Source organism: Mycetohabitans sp. B8, from assembly GCF_021991875.1.
GTDB lineage: Bacteria > Pseudomonadota > Gammaproteobacteria > Burkholderiales > Burkholderiaceae > Mycetohabitans.
Window position 1 is genome coordinate 381390 of the sequence record NZ_JAHLKR010000016.1, and the last position, 20566, is coordinate 401955.

16 protein-coding genes and 4 pseudogenes are annotated in these 20566 nt (G+C 62.2%); 10 read left to right on the top strand and 10 right to left on the bottom strand.

Going from position 1 to position 20566, the window contains the following annotated elements:
- Positions 1–34 precede the first annotated feature (34 nt).
- Positions 35–1399 carry a sensor histidine kinase gene (locus KQH60_RS07790; protein WP_237575903.1) on the top strand — a complete coding sequence of 455 codons (1365 nt, stop codon included), beginning with the start codon at positions 35–37 and terminating at the stop codon, positions 1397–1399.
- Between the two features lie 125 nt (positions 1400–1524).
- Here KQH60_RS07790 and ispF read toward each other — a convergent pair whose 3' ends face one another.
- Together ispF and ispD are read right to left on the bottom strand one after the other, a co-directional pair.
- Positions 1525–2004, bottom strand: a complete 480-nt coding sequence (gene ispF, locus KQH60_RS07795) for a 2-C-methyl-D-erythritol 2,4-cyclodiphosphate synthase (RefSeq protein WP_237575904.1) — start codon at positions 2002–2004, stop codon at positions 1525–1527.
- A gap of 75 nt (positions 2005–2079) precedes the next feature.
- Positions 2080–2817: a 2-C-methyl-D-erythritol 4-phosphate cytidylyltransferase gene (ispD, locus tag KQH60_RS07800; protein WP_237575905.1), complete on the bottom strand. Its 738-nt coding sequence runs from the start codon at positions 2815–2817 to the stop codon at positions 2080–2082.
- 91 nt (positions 2818–2908) lie between these two features.
- Between ispD and mfd the strand changes: the two genes are divergently transcribed.
- The 3 genes from mfd to KQH60_RS07815 all read left to right on the top strand — a co-directional run bounded on the left by mfd (position 2909) and on the right by KQH60_RS07815 (position 8889).
- Positions 2909–6406 (top strand): transcription-repair coupling factor, encoded by a 3498-nt coding sequence (mfd, locus tag KQH60_RS07805; RefSeq protein WP_237575906.1) that lies wholly within the window; start codon positions 2909–2911, stop codon positions 6404–6406.
- A 169-nt stretch (positions 6407–6575) separates the two neighbouring features.
- Positions 6576–7829 (top strand): acetylornithine deacetylase, encoded by a 1254-nt coding sequence (argE, locus tag KQH60_RS07810; protein ID WP_237575907.1) that lies wholly within the window; start codon positions 6576–6578, stop codon positions 7827–7829.
- The gene (locus KQH60_RS07815) at positions 7816–8889 is read left to right on the top strand and encodes a pyridoxal-phosphate dependent enzyme (protein WP_237576094.1); all 1074 of its coding nucleotides are present in this window, start codon (positions 7816–7818) and stop codon (positions 8887–8889) included. Before argE ends, KQH60_RS07815 begins: the two co-directional genes overlap by 14 nt.
- A 30-nt stretch (positions 8890–8919) precedes the next feature.
- Here KQH60_RS07815 and KQH60_RS07820 read toward each other — a convergent pair.
- Positions 8920–9093 (bottom strand): annotated as a pseudogene (locus KQH60_RS07820) (putrescine ABC transporter permease PotI); the annotation flags it as partial.
- Between the two features lie 186 nt (positions 9094–9279).
- Here KQH60_RS07820 and KQH60_RS07825 point away from each other — a divergent pair.
- The 4 genes from KQH60_RS07825 (at position 9280) to KQH60_RS07840 (ending at position 12780) form a co-directional block, all read left to right on the top strand.
- A complete protein-coding gene (locus KQH60_RS07825; RefSeq protein WP_237575908.1) occupies positions 9280–9483 on the top strand; it encodes a DUF1289 domain-containing protein in 204 nt (67 codons plus the stop codon).
- 267 nt (positions 9484–9750) lie between these two features.
- Entirely contained in the window at positions 9751–9960 is a 210-nt protein-coding gene (locus KQH60_RS07830; RefSeq protein ID WP_237575909.1) for a DUF2945 domain-containing protein, read from the top strand.
- A 109-nt stretch (positions 9961–10069) separates the two neighbouring features.
- The gene (locus KQH60_RS07835; protein ID WP_237575910.1) at positions 10070–11281 is read left to right on the top strand and encodes a putative DNA modification/repair radical SAM protein; all 1212 of its coding nucleotides are present in this window, start codon (positions 10070–10072) and stop codon (positions 11279–11281) included.
- Positions 11278–12780, top strand: a complete 1503-nt coding sequence (locus KQH60_RS07840) for a UdgX family uracil-DNA binding protein (RefSeq protein ID WP_237575911.1) — start codon at positions 11278–11280, stop codon at positions 12778–12780. Before KQH60_RS07835 ends, KQH60_RS07840 begins: the two co-directional genes overlap by 4 nt.
- A 49-nt stretch (positions 12781–12829) precedes the next feature.
- Here KQH60_RS07840 and KQH60_RS07845 read toward each other — a convergent pair whose 3' ends face one another.
- From KQH60_RS07845 to KQH60_RS07870, 6 genes are read right to left on the bottom strand one after another with little or no spacing between them, the layout of a single operon-like run.
- Positions 12830–14353, bottom strand: a complete 1524-nt coding sequence (locus KQH60_RS07845) for a response regulator (RefSeq protein ID WP_237575912.1) — start codon at positions 14351–14353, stop codon at positions 12830–12832.
- Positions 14350–15762, bottom strand: coding sequence for a sensor histidine kinase (locus tag KQH60_RS07850; protein WP_237575913.1), 1413 nt, complete (start codon positions 15760–15762; stop codon positions 14350–14352). The genes KQH60_RS07845 and KQH60_RS07850 overlap by 4 nt, the downstream gene beginning before the upstream one ends.
- The gene (locus KQH60_RS07855; protein ID WP_237575914.1) at positions 15731–16855 is read right to left on the bottom strand and encodes an ATP-binding SpoIIE family protein phosphatase; all 1125 of its coding nucleotides are present in this window, start codon (positions 16853–16855) and stop codon (positions 15731–15733) included. The genes KQH60_RS07850 and KQH60_RS07855 overlap by 32 nt, the downstream gene beginning before the upstream one ends.
- The gene (locus KQH60_RS07860; protein ID WP_237576095.1) at positions 16840–17268 is read right to left on the bottom strand and encodes an ATP-binding protein; all 429 of its coding nucleotides are present in this window, start codon (positions 17266–17268) and stop codon (positions 16840–16842) included. Before KQH60_RS07860 ends, KQH60_RS07855 begins: the two co-directional genes overlap by 16 nt.
- A 16-nt stretch (positions 17269–17284) precedes the next feature.
- On the bottom strand, positions 17285–17641 hold the full coding sequence (locus tag KQH60_RS07865; RefSeq protein WP_237575915.1) for an STAS domain-containing protein: 357 nt from the start codon (positions 17639–17641) through the stop codon (positions 17285–17287).
- A gap of 9 nt (positions 17642–17650) precedes the next feature.
- Entirely contained in the window at positions 17651–18517 is an 867-nt protein-coding gene (locus KQH60_RS07870) for an STAS domain-containing protein (protein WP_237575916.1), read from the bottom strand.
- A 192-nt stretch (positions 18518–18709) separates the two neighbouring features.
- Here KQH60_RS07870 and KQH60_RS07875 point away from each other — a divergent pair.
- Positions 18710–18886, top strand: a pseudogene (locus KQH60_RS07875) (transposase); the annotation flags it as partial.
- 55 nt (positions 18887–18941) lie between these two features.
- Here the strand turns inward: KQH60_RS07875 and KQH60_RS07880 are convergent.
- A pseudogene (locus KQH60_RS07880) lies at positions 18942–19714 on the bottom strand (transposase).
- Positions 19715–20256: 542 nt separating this feature from the next.
- Here KQH60_RS07880 and KQH60_RS15025 point away from each other — a divergent pair.
- A pseudogene (locus tag KQH60_RS15025) lies at positions 20257–20505 on the top strand (transposase); the annotation flags it as partial.
- Positions 20506–20566: the final 61 nt, after the last annotated feature.

Sequence of the window (20566 nt, forward strand, 5' to 3'; positions counted from 1 at the left end):
GCTTGATGGATCGTCTCACTGACGCCCTCCTGTGATGCGCATTGATCGTCGGTTACTGACACTCGCGTTCGGCGGCTTATTCTGGCGCACCTTCCTGCTGATTGCTTTGTTGATCGCGGTGAGCCTAGCCGCATGGTTCCAGAGCTTTCGAGTGATTGAGCGCGAGCCGCGCGCCGAGCGCGTCGCGATGCAACTGGTGGCGATCGTCAAGCTCACGCGCACTGCGCTGCTGTACTCCGACCCGGATCTGCGGCGCGCGCTACTGCAGGACCTAGAAAGCAACGAGGGCATCCGGGTCTACCCGCGTGAGACCACCGACCAGTACACGCTGCAGCCGGACGAATCATTAACACGGCTGATCGAGAAGAATATTCGCGCACGGCTCAGCGAGGATACCGTCATCGCCCAGTCGGTCAATGACATACCGGGCGTGTGGATCAGCTTCAAGATCGATGACGACGACTACTGGGTTGCGCTGGATCGAGATCAACTCGACAACGTCACCGGCCTGCAATGGTTCGGCTGGGGCACGTTTGCGCTGGCACTGTCGCTGCTCGGGGCGGCATTCATCACGAGTCTGGTGAACCGACCGTTCTCGCGGCTGGCGATGGCGGCGCGCCGGGTCGGCCAGGGGCACACGCCAGCGCCGCTGCCCGAGCGTGGGCTTGGCGTCGCGGCAGAGACAAACCGCAGCTTTAACCAAATGGTTCGCGATTTGCAGCAACTCGAGGCGGACCGCGCGCTGATGCTCGCCGGCATCTCGCATGATTTGCGCACGCCGCTGGCCCGCCTGCGGCTCGAAACCGAAATGAGTCCGTCGGACGACGTGACGAAGGCCGCGATGATCGATGATATCGAGCAGATGGACAGGATCATCGGTCGTTTCCTCGACTATGCGCGTCCGATGCAGCAGGCGCCAGAGCGTGTCGACCTGTCGTTGGTCGCCAGCGAAGCGGTCGCGCGCATGGCGTCGGAAGACGACGTGCGCATCACCACGCGGCTGTCGCAAGGCGCGCTGGTCGACGCGGACGCGACCGATCTGCGTCGCGTGGTCGGCAACTTGATCGAAAACGCACGCAAGTACGGGCGCAGCGCCGAGGATGGCATCCCGCACATCACGATAGAGACGCAACTCGTGCATGCCCGCGTCGAGTTGTCGGTGTTGGACGAGGGCCCGGGCATCCCGGAGGACCAACTTAGCCTGGTGACCCGCCCGTTCTACCGCGTCGACACGGCCCGCAGTCAGGCGGATGGCACCGGGCTGGGCATGGCGATCGTGCAGCGGCTGGTTAGCCGCCATCACGGCTCTGTGCGGCTGCGCAACCGCGTGCCCGGTCCCGGGCTAGAGGTCACGATCGATTTTCCGCTCAGCCGCAATGGCCGTCCGGAGCCGGTCTGATACGCGCATCGGCGCATGAGCCCGCTTGGCGTGACGCCCAAGCACAGCCCCATTGCACGATGGGCGGATGCCAGCGGGCGGCAGCACCCGACGCCCCCCTTTGCCGCAACCGCAGCCGCAGCGCCTCAGTGGCTGGCGAGCAGCACCACGGCCTGCGCCTCAATGGCCTCGCCGCGGCCGAGATAGCCCAGCTTTTCGTTAGTCTTCGCCTTGACGTTGACCGCGTTGCTGTCCAGGCCAAGATCCGCTGCAATGTTCTCGCACATCGCTGGAATGTGTTTGCTTAGCTTAGGTTGCTGCACGATTACCGTGCTGTCCACGTTGACGACGCGATAGCCTGCCTGCGCCACCCGCCGCGCCGCCTCGCGCAGCAGCACGCGACTGTTGGCGCCGGCAAAGTGTGGATCCGTATCGGGGAAATGGCGGCCGATGTCGCCCAACGCCGCGGCGCCGAGCAGCGCATCGGTGATCGCGTGCAGCAGCGCATCGGCGTCCGAATGGCCAAGCAGCCCGCGTTCGTAGGGGACCGTCACACCGCCGAGCACCAGCGGCCGCCCCGGCACGAGTGCATGCACGTCGTAGCCCTGGCCAATTCGCAAATTCATTCGTCGTTCTCCTGCTGGGTTGAATGGACTGAGCGCCGCAGCAAGCTGAGCGCGGCGTGACCGGCGTGGCAGTGTTCAGCGCGCCGCATCATGTTTGAGGAGCGCTTCGGCCAACGCGAAATCTTCCGGGTACGTCACCTTGAAGTTGCATAGGCTGCCTTGCACAACCCGGGGCGCGTAGCCCAGCGATTCGAGCGCGGAAGCCTCGTCGGTCACCGCATGGCCACGCGCCTGTGCCTGTACAAGCGCCTCGCGCAGCGTGCCGATGCGGAACATCTGTGGCGTCTGCGCCTGCCATAGGTTATCGCGCGGCTCGGTCGCGCCGATACGCGGCGTCGCCGCGCCGTCGCCGCCTGCGGGACACTGCGACGAATTGACCCGCTTGAGCGTGTCGGCCACCGGCATCGCCACGATGCCGCCAACAGGATCGTCCCGCACGGCAGCCACCAGCGCACGGATCAATTCGGGCGTGATGCCCGGTCGCGCCGCGTCGTGGACCAAGACCCAGTCATCGTCGCGCGCGCCGAATTCGGCCAGCGCAAGCAGTCCGTTGTGCACCGATGCGTGCCGGGTTTCACCGCCGCAGCGCCTGACCGCGTAGCGCAACGCGCCGAAGCGCCGCGGATCAAAATACCCGTCGTCGGGTGCGAGCACCACCAGGGTTTGAGTGAACTCCGAGCATGCATCGAATGCCGCCAGCGAGTAGTACAACAGGTTGCGTCCGGCAATCGTCCGGTACTGCTTCGGGATGGGCGAGCCCGCGCGCGAGCCAGTGCCAGCGCAGGGAATCAAAGCAAACAGGCGAGAGGTCACGAAAGTCGCACAATCCGTGCAGAGTCAAAATGAAAGACGGATTTTATAATAGTCGATTCAAGTTGCCGCCCGCAGCCCTCATTGCCTGCTCATGCCAGATTATTCCGCTACCCCGCCCGATTCACCGTCCGCCCCGTTCGCCTGCCCCGTTCCATTCATCAAGGAGGGCCAGCGCTATGTGTTCGATGGCGCATCGGGGTCCGCCGATGCGCTGGCGATTGCGCGCTATTATTTGGCGTATCGCGACCGCATACCGATGCTCGCGCTGATCTGCGCGAGCGCGGTCGATGCGCAGCGCCTGCAGCAGGAAATCGGCTGCTTCGCGCCCGGCGTGCGCGTGCAGCTTTTACCCGACTGGGAAACCCTGCCGTACGATACTTTCTCGCCGCACCAGGACCTGATTTCGGAGCGACTCGCCACGTTGCACGACCTGGGCGAAGGACGTTGCGACATTCTGGTCGTGCCGGCCACGACCGCGTTGTACCGGATGCCACCAGCCACGTTCATGGCTGCGTACACCTTCGAGTTCAAGCAAGGCCAGCGGCTGGACGAAGCCAAGTTCAAGTCGCGGCTCATGCTGGCCGGCTACGAGCCCGTGAGCCAGGTCGTGCGTCCGGGCGAATACTGTGTGCGCGGCTCGCTGATCGATTTGTTCCCGATGGGTTCGTCGTTGCCGTACCGGATCGACCTGTTCGACGACCAGGTTGATTCGATTCGCGCGTTCGATCCCGATACGCAGCGCAGTCTTTACCCGGTGCGCGAAGTACGCCTGCTGCCGGGACGCGAGTTCCCGTTCGATGAGGCCGCGCGCACTGCATTTCGCAGTCGATGGCGCGCTGAATTCGAAGGCGATCCGTCCCGTGCGCCGATCTACAAGGACATCGGCAATGGCGTGGCGGCGGCGGGTATCGAATACTACCTGCCACTGTTCTTCGAGGACACCGCGACGCTATTCCACTACCTGCCCAAGCACACGCAGTTGGTGCTAGTCGGCGATATCGAGGCGTCGATCCGGCATTTCAGCGCCGAGACGAAGCAGCGGCACGCATTTTTGTCACATGACCGCGAGCGTCCGATCCTGGCGCCCGCGCGACTGTTCCTATCCGAGCAGGACTTCTTCACGTTGGCCAAGCCGTTTGCGCGGCTCTCGCTCGGTGCGAAGCCCTCGGATGACGCCGAGCGCTGGTCGATGCCGCTGCCATCGCTGGCAATCGACCGGCACGCACACGATCCGGTCGCCGCACTGCGCCGCTATCTCGACACGGCGGGCCAGCGGGTTCTGCTTGTCGCGGAGTCAGCCGGACGCCGCGAGACCATCGCCCAATTGCTCGCCGATCACCATCTGCGGGTGTCGCTGTTCGATTCGTTCGACGCGTTCGTACAAGGCAACGCGCCGTTCGGGCTGGCCGTTGCGCCCGTGGCGTCCGGCTTCGTGCTACCGGCTGAGCATATTGCGCTGGTCACCGAAACCGAGCTGTATGGGCCGCTTGCGCGCCGCGCCAGCCGTCGGCGCCAGGAACAGGCCAGCGACGTCGATTCGATGGTGCGCGATCTGTCTGAGTTGAAGGTCGGCGACCCTGTCGTTCACAGCCAGCACGGCGTCGGACGGTACATGGGCCTGGTGACGATGGATCTGGGCGAAGGCGACACCGAGTTCCTGCACTTGGCATATCAAGGCGACAGCAAGCTGTACGTGCCGGTGTCGCAGTTGCACGTGATCGCTCGCTACGGCGGTGCCGATCCGGACAGCGCGCCACTGCACGCACTCGGCTCGGGCCAATGGGAAAAAGCCAAGCGGCGCGCCGCCCAGCAGATCCGCGATACCGCAGCGGAGCTGCTGAACCTGTATGCCCGCCGCGCGGCGCGCCAGGGCCACGCGTTCGCACTGGACCCGCGCGACTACGTACGCTTTGCAGAAAGCTTCGGCTTCGACGAGACGCCGGATCAGGCCGCCGCCATTGCCGCGGTAATCGGCGATATGACCAGTGGCAAGCCGATGGACCGGCTGGTGTGCGGCGACGTCGGGTTCGGCAAGACCGAAGTGGCGCTGCGTGCAGCCTTCATCGCGGTGCTTGGCGGCAAACAGGTGGCGTTGTTGTCGCCGACGACGCTGCTGGCCGAGCAGCACGTGCAGACCTTCACCGACCGTTTTGCCGACTGGCCGGTGCGCATCGCTGAGTTGTCGCGCTTCAAGTCCGCCAAGGAGGTCAGTGCCGCCATCCAGGCAATCAACGACGGCAACGTCGACATTGTGATCGGCACCCACAAGCTGCTGTCCGCGAATGTGCGCTTCAAGCGCCTGGGACTCGTGATCATCGACGAGGAGCACCGCTTCGGTGTGCGGCAAAAGGAGGCCCTCAAGGCGCTGCGCGCGGAAGTGGACGTGCTGACCTTGACCGCTACGCCGATCCCTCGCACGCTGGGCATGGCCCTGGAAGGGCTGCGGGACTTCTCGGTGATCGCCACCGCGCCGCAAAAGCGCCTGGCGATCAAGACCTTTGTGCGGCGTGAGGAAGACAGCGTGATCCGCGAGGCCATGTTGCGCGAGCTCAAGCGCGGTGGCCAGGTCTACTTTCTGCATAACGAAGTGGAGTCAATCGACAGCCGTCGTGCGGCGCTCGAAGCGCTGGTGCCCGAAGCCCGCATCGCGGTGGCGCACGGCCAAATGCACGAGCGCGAGCTCGAGCGCGTGATGCGCGACTTTGTGGCGCAACGGGCCAACGTGCTGCTGTGCACGACGATTATCGAAACCGGGATCGACGTGCCGAGCGCCAACACGATCTTGATTCATCGCGCCGATAAATTTGGCTTGGCCCAACTGCACCAGTTGCGGGGCCGTGTCGGTCGCTCCCATCACCAAGCGTACGCCTACTTGCTGGTCAACGACCCACAGTCGCTGACCCGGCAGGCGCAGCGCCGCCTCGAGGCGATCCAACAAATGGAGGAACTGGGGGCCGGCTTCTATCTCGCGATGCATGATCTGGAGATCCGCGGCACTGGGGAGGTGTTGGGCGACAAGCAGTCCGGCGACATCCAAGAAATTGGCTTCCAACTCTATACCGATATGCTCAATGACGCCGTGCGCGCGTTGAAGGATGGCCGCGAGCCGGACTTGAACGCACCGCTGGCCGCCACGACCGAGATCAACTTGCATGTGCCAGCCATCCTGCCAGCCGATTATTGCAGCGATGTGCAGGAGCGCCTGTCGCTGTACAAGCGCCTGGCCAATTGCGAAGTAAGCGAGGCCATTGACGGCATCCATGAAGAGCTGGTCGACCGCTTCGGCAAGCTGCCAGCGCAGGCGCAGGCGCTGATTGAAACGCATCGACTGCGGCTGGCCGCCAAGCCGCTGGGCATCGTCAAGATCGACGCGGCGGAAAGCGCGATTGGGCTGCAATTCGCGCCGAATCCGCCAATCGACGCAATGCGCATCATCGAAATGGTGCAGAAGCACCGGCACATCAAGCTGGCGGGGCAGGACAAGTTGCGGATCGAGTGGCACAGTCCTGAGCTGGCGAGCCGGGTCGCCATGGTCAAGGAAACGCTGCGGTCGCTGAGCGCGCCGGGCAAGCAACGGGCCAACGCGTGAGCGGCGTCACACTATGTCGCGCTCGCACGTCGCGCAACCGCCTGAGTCAAGTCGCGCAACTCCCTGAGTCAAATTCCGTGTGCACGGTGCTAGGGGAATTTACGCCACGCGGCTTTGGAACGGATTCGTTTTTGGGTATGATCAACTCATAACCACTTGGAGCCACACCATGTCTGCATCCGCGACATCGGCGCCGGCCGGTTCATCAGCCGCAGTGCTAGGTACGCCGTCCTCGCCCGAGCTACCCGCCAGTGCCGCCGCCATTGCGTGGACCGAAAAGCTGATTGGCTTCGATACCACGAGCCGCCTACCCAATCTCGGCTTGATTGAAACAGTACGCGACTACCTACGCTCAGTCGGTCTGGACGCGGCGCTTACGTACGACGAAACAGGCCAATGGGCCAACCTGTTCGCCACCGTGCCGGCCCATGATGGCACCTCGCACGGCGGCATCGTGCTGTCCGGCCACACCGACGTAGTACCGGTCGACGGACAGCACTGGGACAGCGATCCGTTCGTTGCCCGCGTCCACGACGGTAAGCTTTACGGGCGCGGCAGCTGCGATATGAAAGGGTTCATTGGCACCGCGCTCGCCCTGCTGCCGCAAATGCAGGCGGCAAAGCTCGCCAAGCCGATTCATTTCGCGCTGTCGTTCGACGAGGAAGTGGGTTGCGCCGGCGCCCCCCTGCTGCTCGCGGATCTGCAAAAGCGCGGCCTGCGGCCCGAAGGCTGCATCGTCGGCGAGCCAACCAGCATGCGCCCGATCATCGCCCACAAGGGAATCAATGCATACCGCTGTTGTGTGCGCGGGCACGCGGCCCACTCATCGCTGACACCACAGGGACTCAATGCAATCGAGTATGCGGCGCGGCTGATTTGCCACATACGCGACGTCGCGCAGCGCTACCGCTCGCACGGGCCGTTCGACACGCTCTACGATGTGCCGTTTACGACCGCGCAGACCAGTACGATCATCGGTGGCAACGCGATCAACACGGTCCCGGCGCACTGCGAATTCCAGTTCGAATTCCGCAACCTGCCGACGATGGATCCGCAGGCCATCCTGGCGCAGATCGAGACGTATGCGCGTGATACGTTGCTGCCGCAGATGCGCCGCGAGCATCCGGACGCCGCTATCGAGATCTCGGAGATCGCCGCCGCCCCGGGGCTGGACGCCAGCGAGCAGGCGGCGATCACGCAACTGGTACGGGCGCTGACCGCCGACCAGGACAAGCGCAAGGTCGCCTATGGCACCGAGGCCGGCCTGTTCCAGCGCGCCGGGATCCCGACCGTCGTCTGCGGGCCGGGCAATATTGAGCAGGCCCATAAGCCAAACGAATTTGTTTCGCTCGAGCAACTGGGCGCGAGCGAGTCGTTCATTCGCCAACTGATCACCAGTCTCGAGGTTCATACGCATGTCTGACTGGGCCGCGCCGCCGCCTGTTTCCAAGCCATTGGCCGCGTCCGCGGTGAACGTATCGACCACGCCCGCGTTGATTGATGGCCAACGCGTGCCGACGTTGGATGATATCGCCACGCAGCACCTGGCGCTCGCCCCGTGGGTGATTCGTACGCCGACCTTCGATCGCAGCGATTTTCCGTCCCTCGAAGGCACAACCATCAACTTCAAGTTCGAATTATTCCAGGCCGCGGGCTCCTTCAAAGTGCGTGGCGCGTTCTCCAACCTGTTGGCGCTGAACGACGCACAGCGCAGCGCCGGCGTCACGTGCGTAAGCGCCGGCAATCACGCGGCCGCCGTCGCACACGCCGCGATGCGCCTGGGCATCAGCGCTAAGGTGGTGATGCTCAAGACGGCCTGCCCGGCGCGCGTCGAGCTGTGTCGCCAGTATGGTGCCGAAGTGGTGTTCGCCGACGACGGCGCGCAGGCATTCGACAAAGTCCGACGCATCGAGGCGGACGAGCGGCGCTACTTCATCCACCCGTTCAATGGGTATCGCACCGTGCTCGGCACCGCGACGCTCGGCTACGAATGGGCCACGCAGACGCCGGCACTGGACGCGGTGATCGTGCCGGTCGGCGGCGGCGGGCTCGGCGCGGGTGTCTCCACCGCGTTGCGCGTGGTGAACCCACGCATTCATGTCTATGGCGTCGAGCCGGAAGGGGCCGACGCGATGAGCAAGAGCTTCGCGGCAAACCATACGGTGAAGATGGGCCCGATGCGCAGTGTCGCCGATTCGCTGCTAGCGCCGCACACCGAGGAGTACAGCTACGTGTTGTGCCGCCGGCACATCGATCGAATGGTCACCGTATCCGATAACCAGCTGCGCGTAGCCATGCTGCGCTTGTTTGAGCAACTGAAACTGGCTGTCGAGCCTGCGTGCGCGGCGGCGCTCGCCGCACTGCTCGGGCCGCTGCGCGACGCGCTCGAAGGCAAGCGCGTCGGCGTGCTGCTGTGCGGCACCAACACCGACCCCGATACGCTGTACCAGCACCTGACCTACGCACGCACGCTCTCGAGCTAGCCGCCCGCCGTCTCCCACGGGGGCGCTGCATTATGCGGCCGGTGCGACGCGCCGCCGCTGCTGCACTTGCATCGCACGGTTGACGACGATCACTGCAATCGTGACGACAGAGATGAACAGCGTCGCCAACGCGTTCATTTCCGGATTCAGCCCCAGTCGCACACGCGAGCACACCACCAGCGGCAACGTCGTCGAGCCGGGGCCGGGGCCGGACGCACGGCTGGTACGGCAGCATCGATTCCCAGCTAGCCTATCCACTGGTGCGCCTGCGGGGCGGCGGCAGTGGACGGCCCCGACTGGCGACAGCATCTCATGGTAAGCGGGAATAGCCAAAGTGGAAAGTGGATTAAGATGCAGGTTTGCCGCTTCCCGTCTTTTACGGTGTCACCGATGAGTTCTCCCCTTCACTCCCAGCCGGACAGCCCATGCATCGGCGTATGCTCCACCTTGTTCGACGAAGTCTGCAAAGGCTGTGGCCGGACGGCGGAGGAGGTGTCGAACTGGGTGTTCATGACCGACGAAGAAAAGCGCGCGGTCTGGGAGCGCATCACACGCGATGGAACTGCGATGCGTTTCACACGCGCCCCCGATTGAACCGCAGGTCGATGCGGCACCGATGAACATGCGCCGCGAACCCGTTGGCCGTTGCACCGGGGACAACCCGCATACGCGCTAACCAAACGGCTCAGAGCAGTGCTGCTGAGCAACGGAAACTGCGCCTGCTCATTGACGAAGCAAGTTTGCAAGCCTTCACCGTGGCATCGGGTTGATCGAATCGGTCCATCGCCGTCGAGGGCACGCTTGTTGCGCATGAACCGATCGTCGGGGCCCATCGGGCCGCCGCGTTTCCGGGAGATCGGTATGGTTACTTTATCCAAAGGCGACAAAGTCCAATGGCAAACTTCGCAGGGACGCACGGACGGCGTCGTCACCCGTAAGGTGACAGGTACCGCTAAGGCGGGCCGCCATATTGTCAAGGCGTCTGCGCGCGAGCCTCAGTACGAAGTCAAAAGCGCGCGTACCGGCAAAACGGCAATCCACAAGGCGGATGCGCTGAAGAAAGTGAGCTAACGGCCCATGGCTACAGCGCCACGTGGCCCTGGCTGTGCGGTGACATCTGGGTTGCGAGCCGCGCGCCAGTGCGTATAATACTGTATATCCATACAGTATTGCCATCGCGATGGAATTGCTGAAGAAGCTCGAAATTTTGGCCGACGCGGCTAAATACGATGCGTCATGCGCCAGTAGCGGCGCGCCTGAACGAGATGCGCAAGCGCATGCTGGGCTTGGTGCCAGCGTAGGCGCTGGCATTTGTCATAGTTATACGCCAGATGGCCGGTGTGTGTCGTTGCTGAAGATTTTGCTGACCAATTTCTGCCAGTACGATTGCCAGTATTGCGTGAACCGGCGCTCTAGCAATGTCCCGCGCGCGCGTTTTTTGCCGCAAGAGGTGGTCAATCTGACGATGGACTTCTACCGGCGCAATTACATCGACGGCCTATTCCTCAGTTCCGGCGTGATCCGCAGCGCCGACTACACGATGGAGCAATTGGTCCATGTGGCGCGGTCGCTGCGTGAAGAGCACCAATTTCGCGGTTATATTCATTTGAAGACGATCCCGGACGCCGATCCACGGCTCATCTCGGAGGCTGGCCAATATGCCGACCGGCTTAGCGTGAACATCGAACTGCCGACCGAGCACGGCCTACAACGGCTGGCGCCCGAGAAGAACGCGTCGACAATCAAGCGCGCCATGGGAGCAATCCGTCTGGCTCGGGAACAAGCGCAGAGCGAGAAACAGGCGCCACTGAGCGCGCCGGCCGGGCAAAGCACGCAAATGATCGTGGGTGCCGATGATGCCAACGACCGCACCATTTTACGCACCGCCCAAACGCTGTACGGCGCCTACCAATTGAAACGCGTGTATTACTCCGCTTTCAGCCCGATCCCGGACAGCCCGTCCGCGCTCCCTTCGCAAGCTCCACCGCTTCTACGCGAACATCGGCTGTATCAAGCGGACTTCTTGTTGCGCGGTTATGGCTTCCGTGCCGAGGAACTGTTTCAAAACGACGGCGACCTGCCGTTGGATATCAATCCAAAGCTGGCTTGGGCGTTGGCGCACCGCGAATCGTTTCCAGTCGATTTGAATCGCGCGCCACCATGGATGCTCGCCCGCGTACCGGGCATTGGCGTACGCAATGCAAAGCGGCTGGCGCAGTTGCGTCGCGTGCGCGCGATCCGCTATCACGATTTGATTCGTCTGCGTTGCGTGATGGATCAGGTCAGATCGTTTATCGTGGTGCAGGACTACAGACCCGCACGAGTCGATATGCCATCGGAACAGCTGCGGCACACACTGTCGCGCGCCCCCGTGCAATTGGCATTGCTATGAGCGGCGCGTGCCCGTCCACGCTGCTAGTCAACGGCGGCTACGCCAGCTGGCGATCTCAGGCGTTGCGCGCGCTTGTGGCGGGTTGGCCCCCAGAGGCCGTGACATGGGTTGAACACGGTTCGGTAACCAGCGTCACCACGGCACAAATGCCGCTGGACTATCCGACAGCCGCACCGGCCGTATGCGACGATCGGACGCGGGGATTGGGTGCGGACAACGGCAGCGCCGGCTTGCGCGTAAGCATCTCGAGCGCGTTGGCGTCGCTGCTGCAAGACGCCGCGCTGTATCGTTCACCGCAACGTTGGGCACTTTTGTACCGGGTCCTATGGCGATGGTGGCATGGCGATCGGGCGGTGGCGTCAGCGGCCGACGAAGACGGTGCACGGCTGCACGCGATGGCCAAGTCCGTGCGGCGTGCCAAACACGACATGATCGCGTACGTGCGCTTTCATCGACGTGACGGCGCTGGCATACCGGAATACCTGGCCTGGTACGAGCCCGATCACGATGTGTTAGCGTACGCGGCAGAGCATTTTGCGCGTCGCATGGGAACGTCGTCCTGGTGGATCGGCACGCCACAGGGCGCGGCGCTGTGGAATGGCGCGACGCTACAGTTGTCGGCCGTATCTGGCGATGCGGCGACAATACGGGCCGGTGCCGCTGTTGACGAAGTCGAGTCGCTGTGGCTCGCCTATTACAAGAGCACTTTCAATCCGGCGCGGCTGAACGAAACGGCGCTGCACCAGCATATGCCAGTGCGCTTTTGGAAGCATTTACCCGAGGGGCCGTTGATACCGGCAATGATCGCCGACGCGCGAAGTGGCGCGCGCCGTGTCGCACAGGCCGAAGCAGTGCGCGCGATGACAGGCAAGCAGGTCGCCGTGGACGCGCGGCGCGCGCGGCCATTACGGCCGGTCCCGTCTTCGCTCGACGAATGCCGTCGCTGCGGCTTGTGGCGCAGTGCCACGCAGGCAGTGCCAGGCCACGGTCCGGAAACCGCCCGGATGATGTTGATCGGCGAACAACCGGGCGATCACGAGGATTTGGCCGGCCGCGCGTTCGTGGGCCCCGCCGGTCAGATACTGGACGAGGCGCTGCACCGCGCCGGTGTGCCGCGCCACACGGTCTTCCTGACCAACGCGGTCAAGCACTTCAAATGGATTGCGCGCGGCAAGCGACGCATGCACAAAACGCCCGCGCAACGCGAGGTTCACGCTTGTGCTCATTGGCTAGAGCAGGAACTGGCGCGTGTGCGGCCGGCCGTCATCGTCACGCTGGGGGCCACGGCGCTCTGCGCGGTCCTGCGCCGCAACGTCAACCTGCGGGACTACCTGCACGCGCCTGTGCGACTCGGTGACGCGTGGTTGGTCGCCACGTGGCACCCGTCCTATGCGCTGCGGGTAGGCGACGCTGCGGCGCGGGAAGACATCGTTGCGGCAATGGAAAAAGCCATCGCGTGCGCACAGCAGTTGGCCACGGCGGCTGTTGACACGCATTGACGCGGGATGCGTGCTAGACGGCTGCCGCGTCAGGGGGCACCCGGCACGCTCACGTCACCTCTGCGCGTTCGATCTCCCGTAACAATTCATCCAGCCGAGCCGGCTTGACTAAATGCAGATTGAATCCAGCATCGGATGCGGCCTGCTTGTCGCTCTGCTGCCCATAACCAGTCAATGCGATCAGCAGCGCGCGTGCGGTCCGCGGTTGCGCACGCAGCGCTTTGGCCACCTGATAGCCATTTGCATGCGGCAACCCAATATCCAGTATCGCCACTTGGGGTTCGAACGTTTGCGCCATTTCGATTGCCGACACGCCGTCGTGCGCGACCCGCACGGTATGGCCCGACAACTCCAGCAACACTTGCAGAGACATCGCCGCATCGGTATTGTCGTCGGCGATCAGCACCCGTCGCTGGTTTGCAGCAGCGTAAGCGGCGGACTCACGCGACGCCTTGTCGGCGCACTCGCGCTGCGCCACGTCGGCCAGCGGCAACCGAATCACAAAGCGCGAGCCCCGTCCGGGCCCGTCCGAATACGCAGTCGCCGATCCGCCGTGCAACTCCGCAAGCTCGCGCACCAACGCCAGTCCGATGCCCAGGCCCCCGCCCGCCTGTTCCATCGATTTGCGCGACTGCATAAACGGGTCAAACACAGACGGTAGTTCCTCCGACGATATGCCGATGCCGTTGTCCTGCACACAAACGGCAACATCGGTGTCGCCAAGATCAAGCCGAAGCTCGATCCGGCCACCATCGGGTGTGTACTTTGCCGCGTTCGACAGCAGGTTGCCGATGATTTGTGCGATGCGGATGCCGTCACCGACGACCGGGCACGCTGTAGTCGGCATGGTCACCGACAACGTGTGTCCCTTGCTGTCGAGCAACGGCTTACTCGTTTCGATCGCCGTCTCGACGACGGCCTTCAAGTCCAGCGCAGCGATTTGCAGCACGATCTTTCCGTACGAAATGCGGGACACGTCCAGCAGATCGTCAACCAGCCGCCCCAAATGCGCCAGCTGGCGACTGGCGATCAGTCGGGCATCCGCACGCATTGCCTCGGTTGCTCCGTACTTGGGATCGAGCAATTCGATTGCATTGCGAAGTGGTGCGAGAGGGTTGCGCAATTCGTGTGCAAGCGTCGCGAGGAACCGGTCTTTACGCCGGTCCGTCTCCCGAAGCGCTTTCTCGGCCGCATGTAGCCGCAGCAATGCCCGTACGTTGGCGACCAGCTCAGCTGCATCGACCGGTTCGGTCAAGTAGCTGTCCGCACCGCCGTCTAGCGCGAGAATCTTGTCATGCGGCTGCACAGCAGCCGCTGACGTTTGTAGCACAAGCGTCGAACTCGTTGCCGCGTCCTGCTTGATCAGTTTGCACACCTCGATGCCACTGATGTCCGGCAGTCTCACGTCGAGCAACACAAGCGCCGGCTCGCGCTCACGCACGGCCTGCAGCGCGTCATATCCGGTTGACGCGTTGATCACCGCAAATCCCGCGTGGCTTAGAATGCGCGACTTCACATAGCGAGCGCCCTCATTGTCATCGACATTGAGGATCAGTGTCGCTGCAGTGCTCATGCTGCTTGCCCTCCGCTACTTCCATGCATGTGCATCGTCCCGGCCGCGGCATGCGGCGCTTCCCCCGCTTGTACCAGACAGACTGGCACGGTGACGTAAAACGTCGAGCCCGCACCCAGTTCGCTGCATACGCGCACGTCGCCGCCAAGCAACATGGCCAGCTTGCGACACAGCGGCAAACCGAGTCCCGTTCCCTTTGTACGTTGTTGGAGACGATTCTGCACCTGGCTGAACTCTTCGAAGATGATCTGGTGATGCTCCGGCGCAATACCAATGCCGGTATCTGAAACGAAGAACGTGACGCGATCGCCGTCTGGCTCCATTCGCGCGCCGACCTCGATTCGGCCATGCTCCGTGTATTTGAGCGCGTTCGATACAAAGTTGCGCAATATTTGCGTGAGCTTAGGTTCATCGGTATACAGCTTGGGCAAACCCGCCACCGACGCAAATTCGAGCTGCACGTGCGGTGTGTTGAGCAGCGGCGCCAACATCGCGCGAAGTGCCGCAAACAGACCCGCGGCGTCGAACCATACGGGTACCACATCGGTCTTGCCCGCTTCAATCTTGGCCAGATCGAGCAAATCGTTGACCATCTCGGCAAGATGCTCCGCCGCACTGAGGATCAAGGTAACTTGCCGCTCCTGTTCGCCCGTCAAGTCGCCATCAAGCCGGTTCAGCAGCAACTTCGCCAACGCTCGAATCGAACTGAGCGGCGTGCGAAGCTCATGGCTCATATTTGACAAAAACCGTGTCTTCATCGCGTCTGCACGACGCAGTTCCTCCGCACGCTCGTCCAGTTCCCCATAAAGCGCGACCACGCCGCGGTTGGTTGCTTCCAACTCCTGCGTCAAGCGCAGCAGGTCCTGCTGGCGTTGCCCAAACTCGGCAAGCGTGCTCACCAGTTCGCGGTTCAGTTGTCGCAGTTCATCAAAGGCCTCGGTTTGCGCAACCGCTGGGGCAAGCTCATGCATTAGCTGGCTCGCGACATCGACAGATACGGCAGCGCGATCGGCGGGCAGTGAATCGACCATGGTCACGAGTGTGCCGTCGCCATCACGCGACTGAATCGAAAAATGGCCGATCAGGCATCGCGCACCGGCAACGCCAGTGCGCATGCCCGCCTGCGCGCCGCCGATGCCTTCCAGCACAGCTTGCAGGTCGCGGATGCCCGGCCCCCAGTCGCGCACCTCGATGCGCAGCGCGTGCGGGTGCGTCGTATCGTCGATGACGAACGTCACTTCCCCGCCGCCCGCATAATCGAGTGCATTGCAGCTGATCTCCAGCACCGCGCTTGCTATGCGGGCCTGATCCAATGGCGATAAGCCCAGCGCCGCCGCCAGTTCGCGCGCGCGTCGGCGTGCGACGATGGCATCTTGCTCACACTCGAGCCGGATTGGTAGCAAACGCATCGTCATGACTCAACTGTGCTTGCGTGCGGGCCTTCACGACCACGACCGTCGCGTCGTCGCGCCGACGCGAAAAATCACGATAAAGCACTGCGGCAATGATCGCTGCCGGTTGCCGGGAGAGTCCCGGATAATCGGACAAGTCCCACCGGGTGCCCACGCCGTCCGAATGCAATACGAGCATCGCGTCGGCGTTCCACGCCATTTCGAACTCCTGCGTACCACGCATCGTATGCCCAACGATGCCGTTGCGCGATATCAATGGGTAGCGCTCGCGCGGCGCACCAGCACGGTCGCCGGCATGGTGCTGAGGATGCCCGGTGCCGTGCGCAACCGCCGAAATGTTTCCCGTGCCGCAAAACGTCACGCACGCATTCACCCAATCCACGCGTACGAGTGCAATTGCAGCACCGCGTGTACATTGCAGCGCCGCGTCGGCCTGCTCCATCAGCCTGGCCGGCGAAATACCGGCGCCGCGCTGCACAACTTCCACGACCCCGTACGCCGCTACATGCGCGTCGGCACCATGCCCAAGGCCATCGGCCAACGCGAGCGTCATGCCGCGCGGATCGAATTGTGCGTGCCAGGCATCGCCGCACACCTGTTGTCCGGGACAGGGTACGCAAACGCCGCCGATCTGCAGCCCAGACAGCGTGGCATGTGCGGGTGGCTTGCGGGCCTCGCACAGCAACACCCGCACCACCGTACCCACGCCCGGTTGCGAATATAAAGCGAATTGATCAGCCAGCCGACGAATCGCACCCAGGCCAGTGCCGGCCGTGCCAGCCGTGGAATGACCATCCATGAGTGCGGCCCGCACATCGTGCATTCCAGGGCCGCGGTCCATCGCAATTAACTCGACTGCCCCGTCTAGTGGCCGCATCAGCACTTCGCCGTGCCGCGCGTGTTTCAAGATGTTCGTCGTGGCCTCGGTGGTCACGATCGCCAAGCGGCCGGCATCCACCTCTGCGAAGCCGGCCTTGCGCGCCGCTTCAGCGGATGTGCGGCGCGCAAATGCGACCGCGCTCGCATCCGCGATCTCCAGCGAACAGTGAGCGCCACCGCTTGGCAACGCCGCACCTAGCGTGTTTTCCATTTTGTGATCACCACCGTCGTACCGTTTCCGAGCTGCGATTCGATCGTGAATTCGTCACATAGGCGACGCGAGCCCCCCAGCCCCAGACCGAGCCCTGTTCCGGTACTGAAGCCATCCCCCAGCGCCCGCTCAACGTCCGCGATACCTGGACCAGCGTCGGTGAACGTCAGCCGCAGGCCGACACGCGCGCCATTGACCACTACGTGCAGCTGAGCCGTACCGCCGCCGCCATGCTGTAGCGTGTTACGAGCCAATTCACTGGCTGCAGTCACGAACTTGGTCTGGTCGATCAACGAGAAACCATGCGCGATGGCCTGGTCGCGCACCACCTGCCGCAGCCGGACGATTTCCTCGTCTGAGCGCAGGCTTAATTCAGCCACCCGCTGCGGCGTCACGTCGTTGACACCGATCATCGATACGTTTGGCATGTCAACGCCGACGCTGCTGGAGCAGCGCCATGCCCTTTTCGATGTTCAGCGCCGTACGCACACCATTGAGCGTGAGCCCCAACTCGACCAGCGTAATCGCAACGGACGGCTGCATGCCCACTACGACCGTCTGCGCATCGAGCACGGTCGCCATTGCCGCGGTATGACTGATCATCCGACCAATAAAGGAGTCCACGACATCGAGTGCGGAGATGTCGATCAGCACGCCTTTAGCACCGTCCTTGACAATGCGGTCGGTCAAATCATCCTGCAGCGACAGAGCGAGACGATCGTGCATATCGACCTGAATGGTGACAATCAGGTAATCGCCCAAGCGCAGAATCGGAATCCGGTCCATCATCTGACCTTACGCGGCGGGACGAACCGGCGTCACCGTCGAATCGGTGCGCTGCAACGCCACCACAAAAGCATCTGCAAGCGTCGATTTGGTCGTCACATTGGTCAAATCGACGCCAAGATGGACAATCGTCTGCGCAATCTGGGGACGGATGCCACTGATAATGCAATCTGCACCCATCAATCGCGCTGCCGCCACGGTCTTGAGCAGATGCTGAGCCACCAGCGTATCGACGGTTGGCACGCCCGTGATGTCGATGATGGCCAGACTCGCGCCAGTTTCCACAATTTTCTGCAGCAGGCTTTCCATCACCACTTGAGTGCGACCTGAGTCGAGCGTACCGATCAATGGCAACGCCAGAATGCCATGCCACAATTGCACGACGGGCGTTGACAACTCCAGCAGTTCCTCCTGCTGCCGAGAGATGATCGCTTCGCGGCTGCGCTGGTAGATTTCAGTCGTATAAAGACCCAACGCGTCAAGCAATTCGTTCACCGCCCAGCCGGTATCAGCGAGCATGGTGGGATTGTCAGCGAATTGTGCGCTCAGTCGCGCGTACAGCGGCCGCTTCAACGAGAACACAAACGTCGCCGTCTCGACCGGCGTGAACCCAATCTTAGCGCGGTGCGCGGACATTTCGGCAAGAAACGCACGCACCGGCTCCCACTGCGCATCCCCTGCGTCCAACGATGACGTGCACTCGAGCGTATCGAGAAACACATCGAGAAACCCACGGAATTGATCCCGGGCCTCGGCTTCCGTAGCCAACCCTCGACGCAATGCGACCGGCAAATGCTGATCGACCCATTCGGATAACAGCACAGCGCGATGTTGACGAAGTATGTCAGCGAGGCCCGCTCCGCTGGCAGTATTCATGCGATCTCCGCTTAGCAGATAGTCAATGATGCGGTTAAAAATAGAAGGGCAGCACCTTACTATAGTTCTTCACGACAATAAATGTTGCGAGCACAAATGTCCGGATTTGCATCATGGGTGACGGGCACACATCCAGTGATCGGGTAATCCGCCCAAAAATTCGGTGGGTCAGCATGAGAATTGCAATAGCAACTCGAATCGTTCAACGGCACGTTGCAGGCCGATGCCTATGGCGGATACCAGGCGGTTTACAGAACCAAGCGAGTCGCCGAAGCGGCTTGTTGGGCGCATGTCGGGCGGCAACTCTGCAAACTGCATGCTGCGCGGCCGAATGCCTTGAACACCGAAGCGCTGGAACGCATCGGCGCGCCGGTTGCGTGAACATGACCAGATGGATTTGTCGTAGTCAACTCATTTCGGACAGTCAGATAGTTTCTTTCTCCGCCGATTTCGCCTCAAAGGCAGCGGGCAACAGATAGCCCAATGTTGAATGCAACCGCACGCAGTTGTAGAAGCGGACGATGTACTGGCTGATGTCACGCCGTGCTTCATCGTGGTTGGCATACTGGCGCTGCCAGACGCGTTCCATCTTCAAGTTTAGGAAGAAGCGCTACTTGTGCTTCCAACTTGCGCGCAAGCGCGCCTCGCGCATAAGCGCACGCCCCTGGTAGCGCCCGATACGCAGCCCTTGCTCTCGCAGCGCGTACATCACTCGGCCGCTGCCATAGCTGCCACCGCTGGCCGCGAACGCCGCGTTCACGTGGAGCTGTTGCTGCACGCGGGCGGCACTAGGCTTGGCTCGCCGATGCGCGTAAGAGCCAGAGCGGCTCACCTGCAGCACTCGGCAAGCGTGACTGACCGATACGGCCTCTTGCAAGTGCGCCATCACGCGGTAGCTCACTTCCGTTCTCGCGCAAAGAAGGCCGACGCTTTTTTTAGCAGTGCGTTGTCCTCGCGCCATTGCCGATTCTCAGCCTCCAACTGGCCAATGCGCTGCGGCTCGGCCGTCAACGGCTTGCTCGCACCCGCGCCGCCAGCGCGCTGGGCATCGTACTGCGCTACCCAGTGGCGTACCGCTGTCTGCCCAAGCGCCATCGACCGGCATACTTCGCCAATCGACAGGCCCTGCTCGCATACCCTCTGCACCACTTGCAGCTTGAAATCCGTATCAAATTGCCGTCGCGTTCTTCTTGTCATCTCGATGCTCTCCTCGTCGATTCACGATTATCTTCCTATCGACATGTCCGAGGAAATTAGACCATGATACCCAAATTGTTTTAGCTAAGAACGTGCCAAGCCTCGCTGATAGGTTGACACAGTGAATGATTTACCTTACGCTGTTTCTTCCAAGTTTCGGATTTATCTTTTAAATGCTTGTCGTTTAAGCAAGGGTAATGACATTGAGTGCGTCATGGCGGGTGCTTTACAGTCTTTTTTCCAGGCGCTAAGCGTTGCGATTAGCTGAAACTTTGTAGCGGCTTCTGACAGCTGGGCACAGTGTTTGCGAACGTGAAACAATTAACGTCAAGCTGATTGATTATTCAACGGATGCATTGCCGTAGCCGTATGGCTAAATAAAAGTGATGTCTGGAGCGTTATGCTCAGCGTTTCCGCTAAAGCGCGACACAAATTGATTGTGGCATGGTCAGCGGCGGGCCAAGTGACACGAATGGCGCCCTGACGCGTGCCGATGCGTGGCCCTGGTCGCCGCAATGAATGGTTAGGGTGTTGTCGCCGACAAAGGCTACGATAGCGAGGCGCTCGTCAAGCAAATCGAAGCGAGCGGCGCACAAGCGGCCATTGCGCCACGCGCCCATCGGCGCCACCGGCGCACTTTCGATCGTTTGCAGTATCGCTGCCGCAATATCATCAAGCGCTTTTTCAGTCGCATTAAACAGTTTCGCCGTCTCGCTACTCGTTATGACAAACTCGCTCGCAACTTCCTTGCTTTTGTTCAACTCGCCTGCGCCTTTGCCCCCAAGCTTTAATTGAACACGACCTAGTTTTCACACCTATTAAATGTTAGGCTAATTGGCCGACCCAATCGGA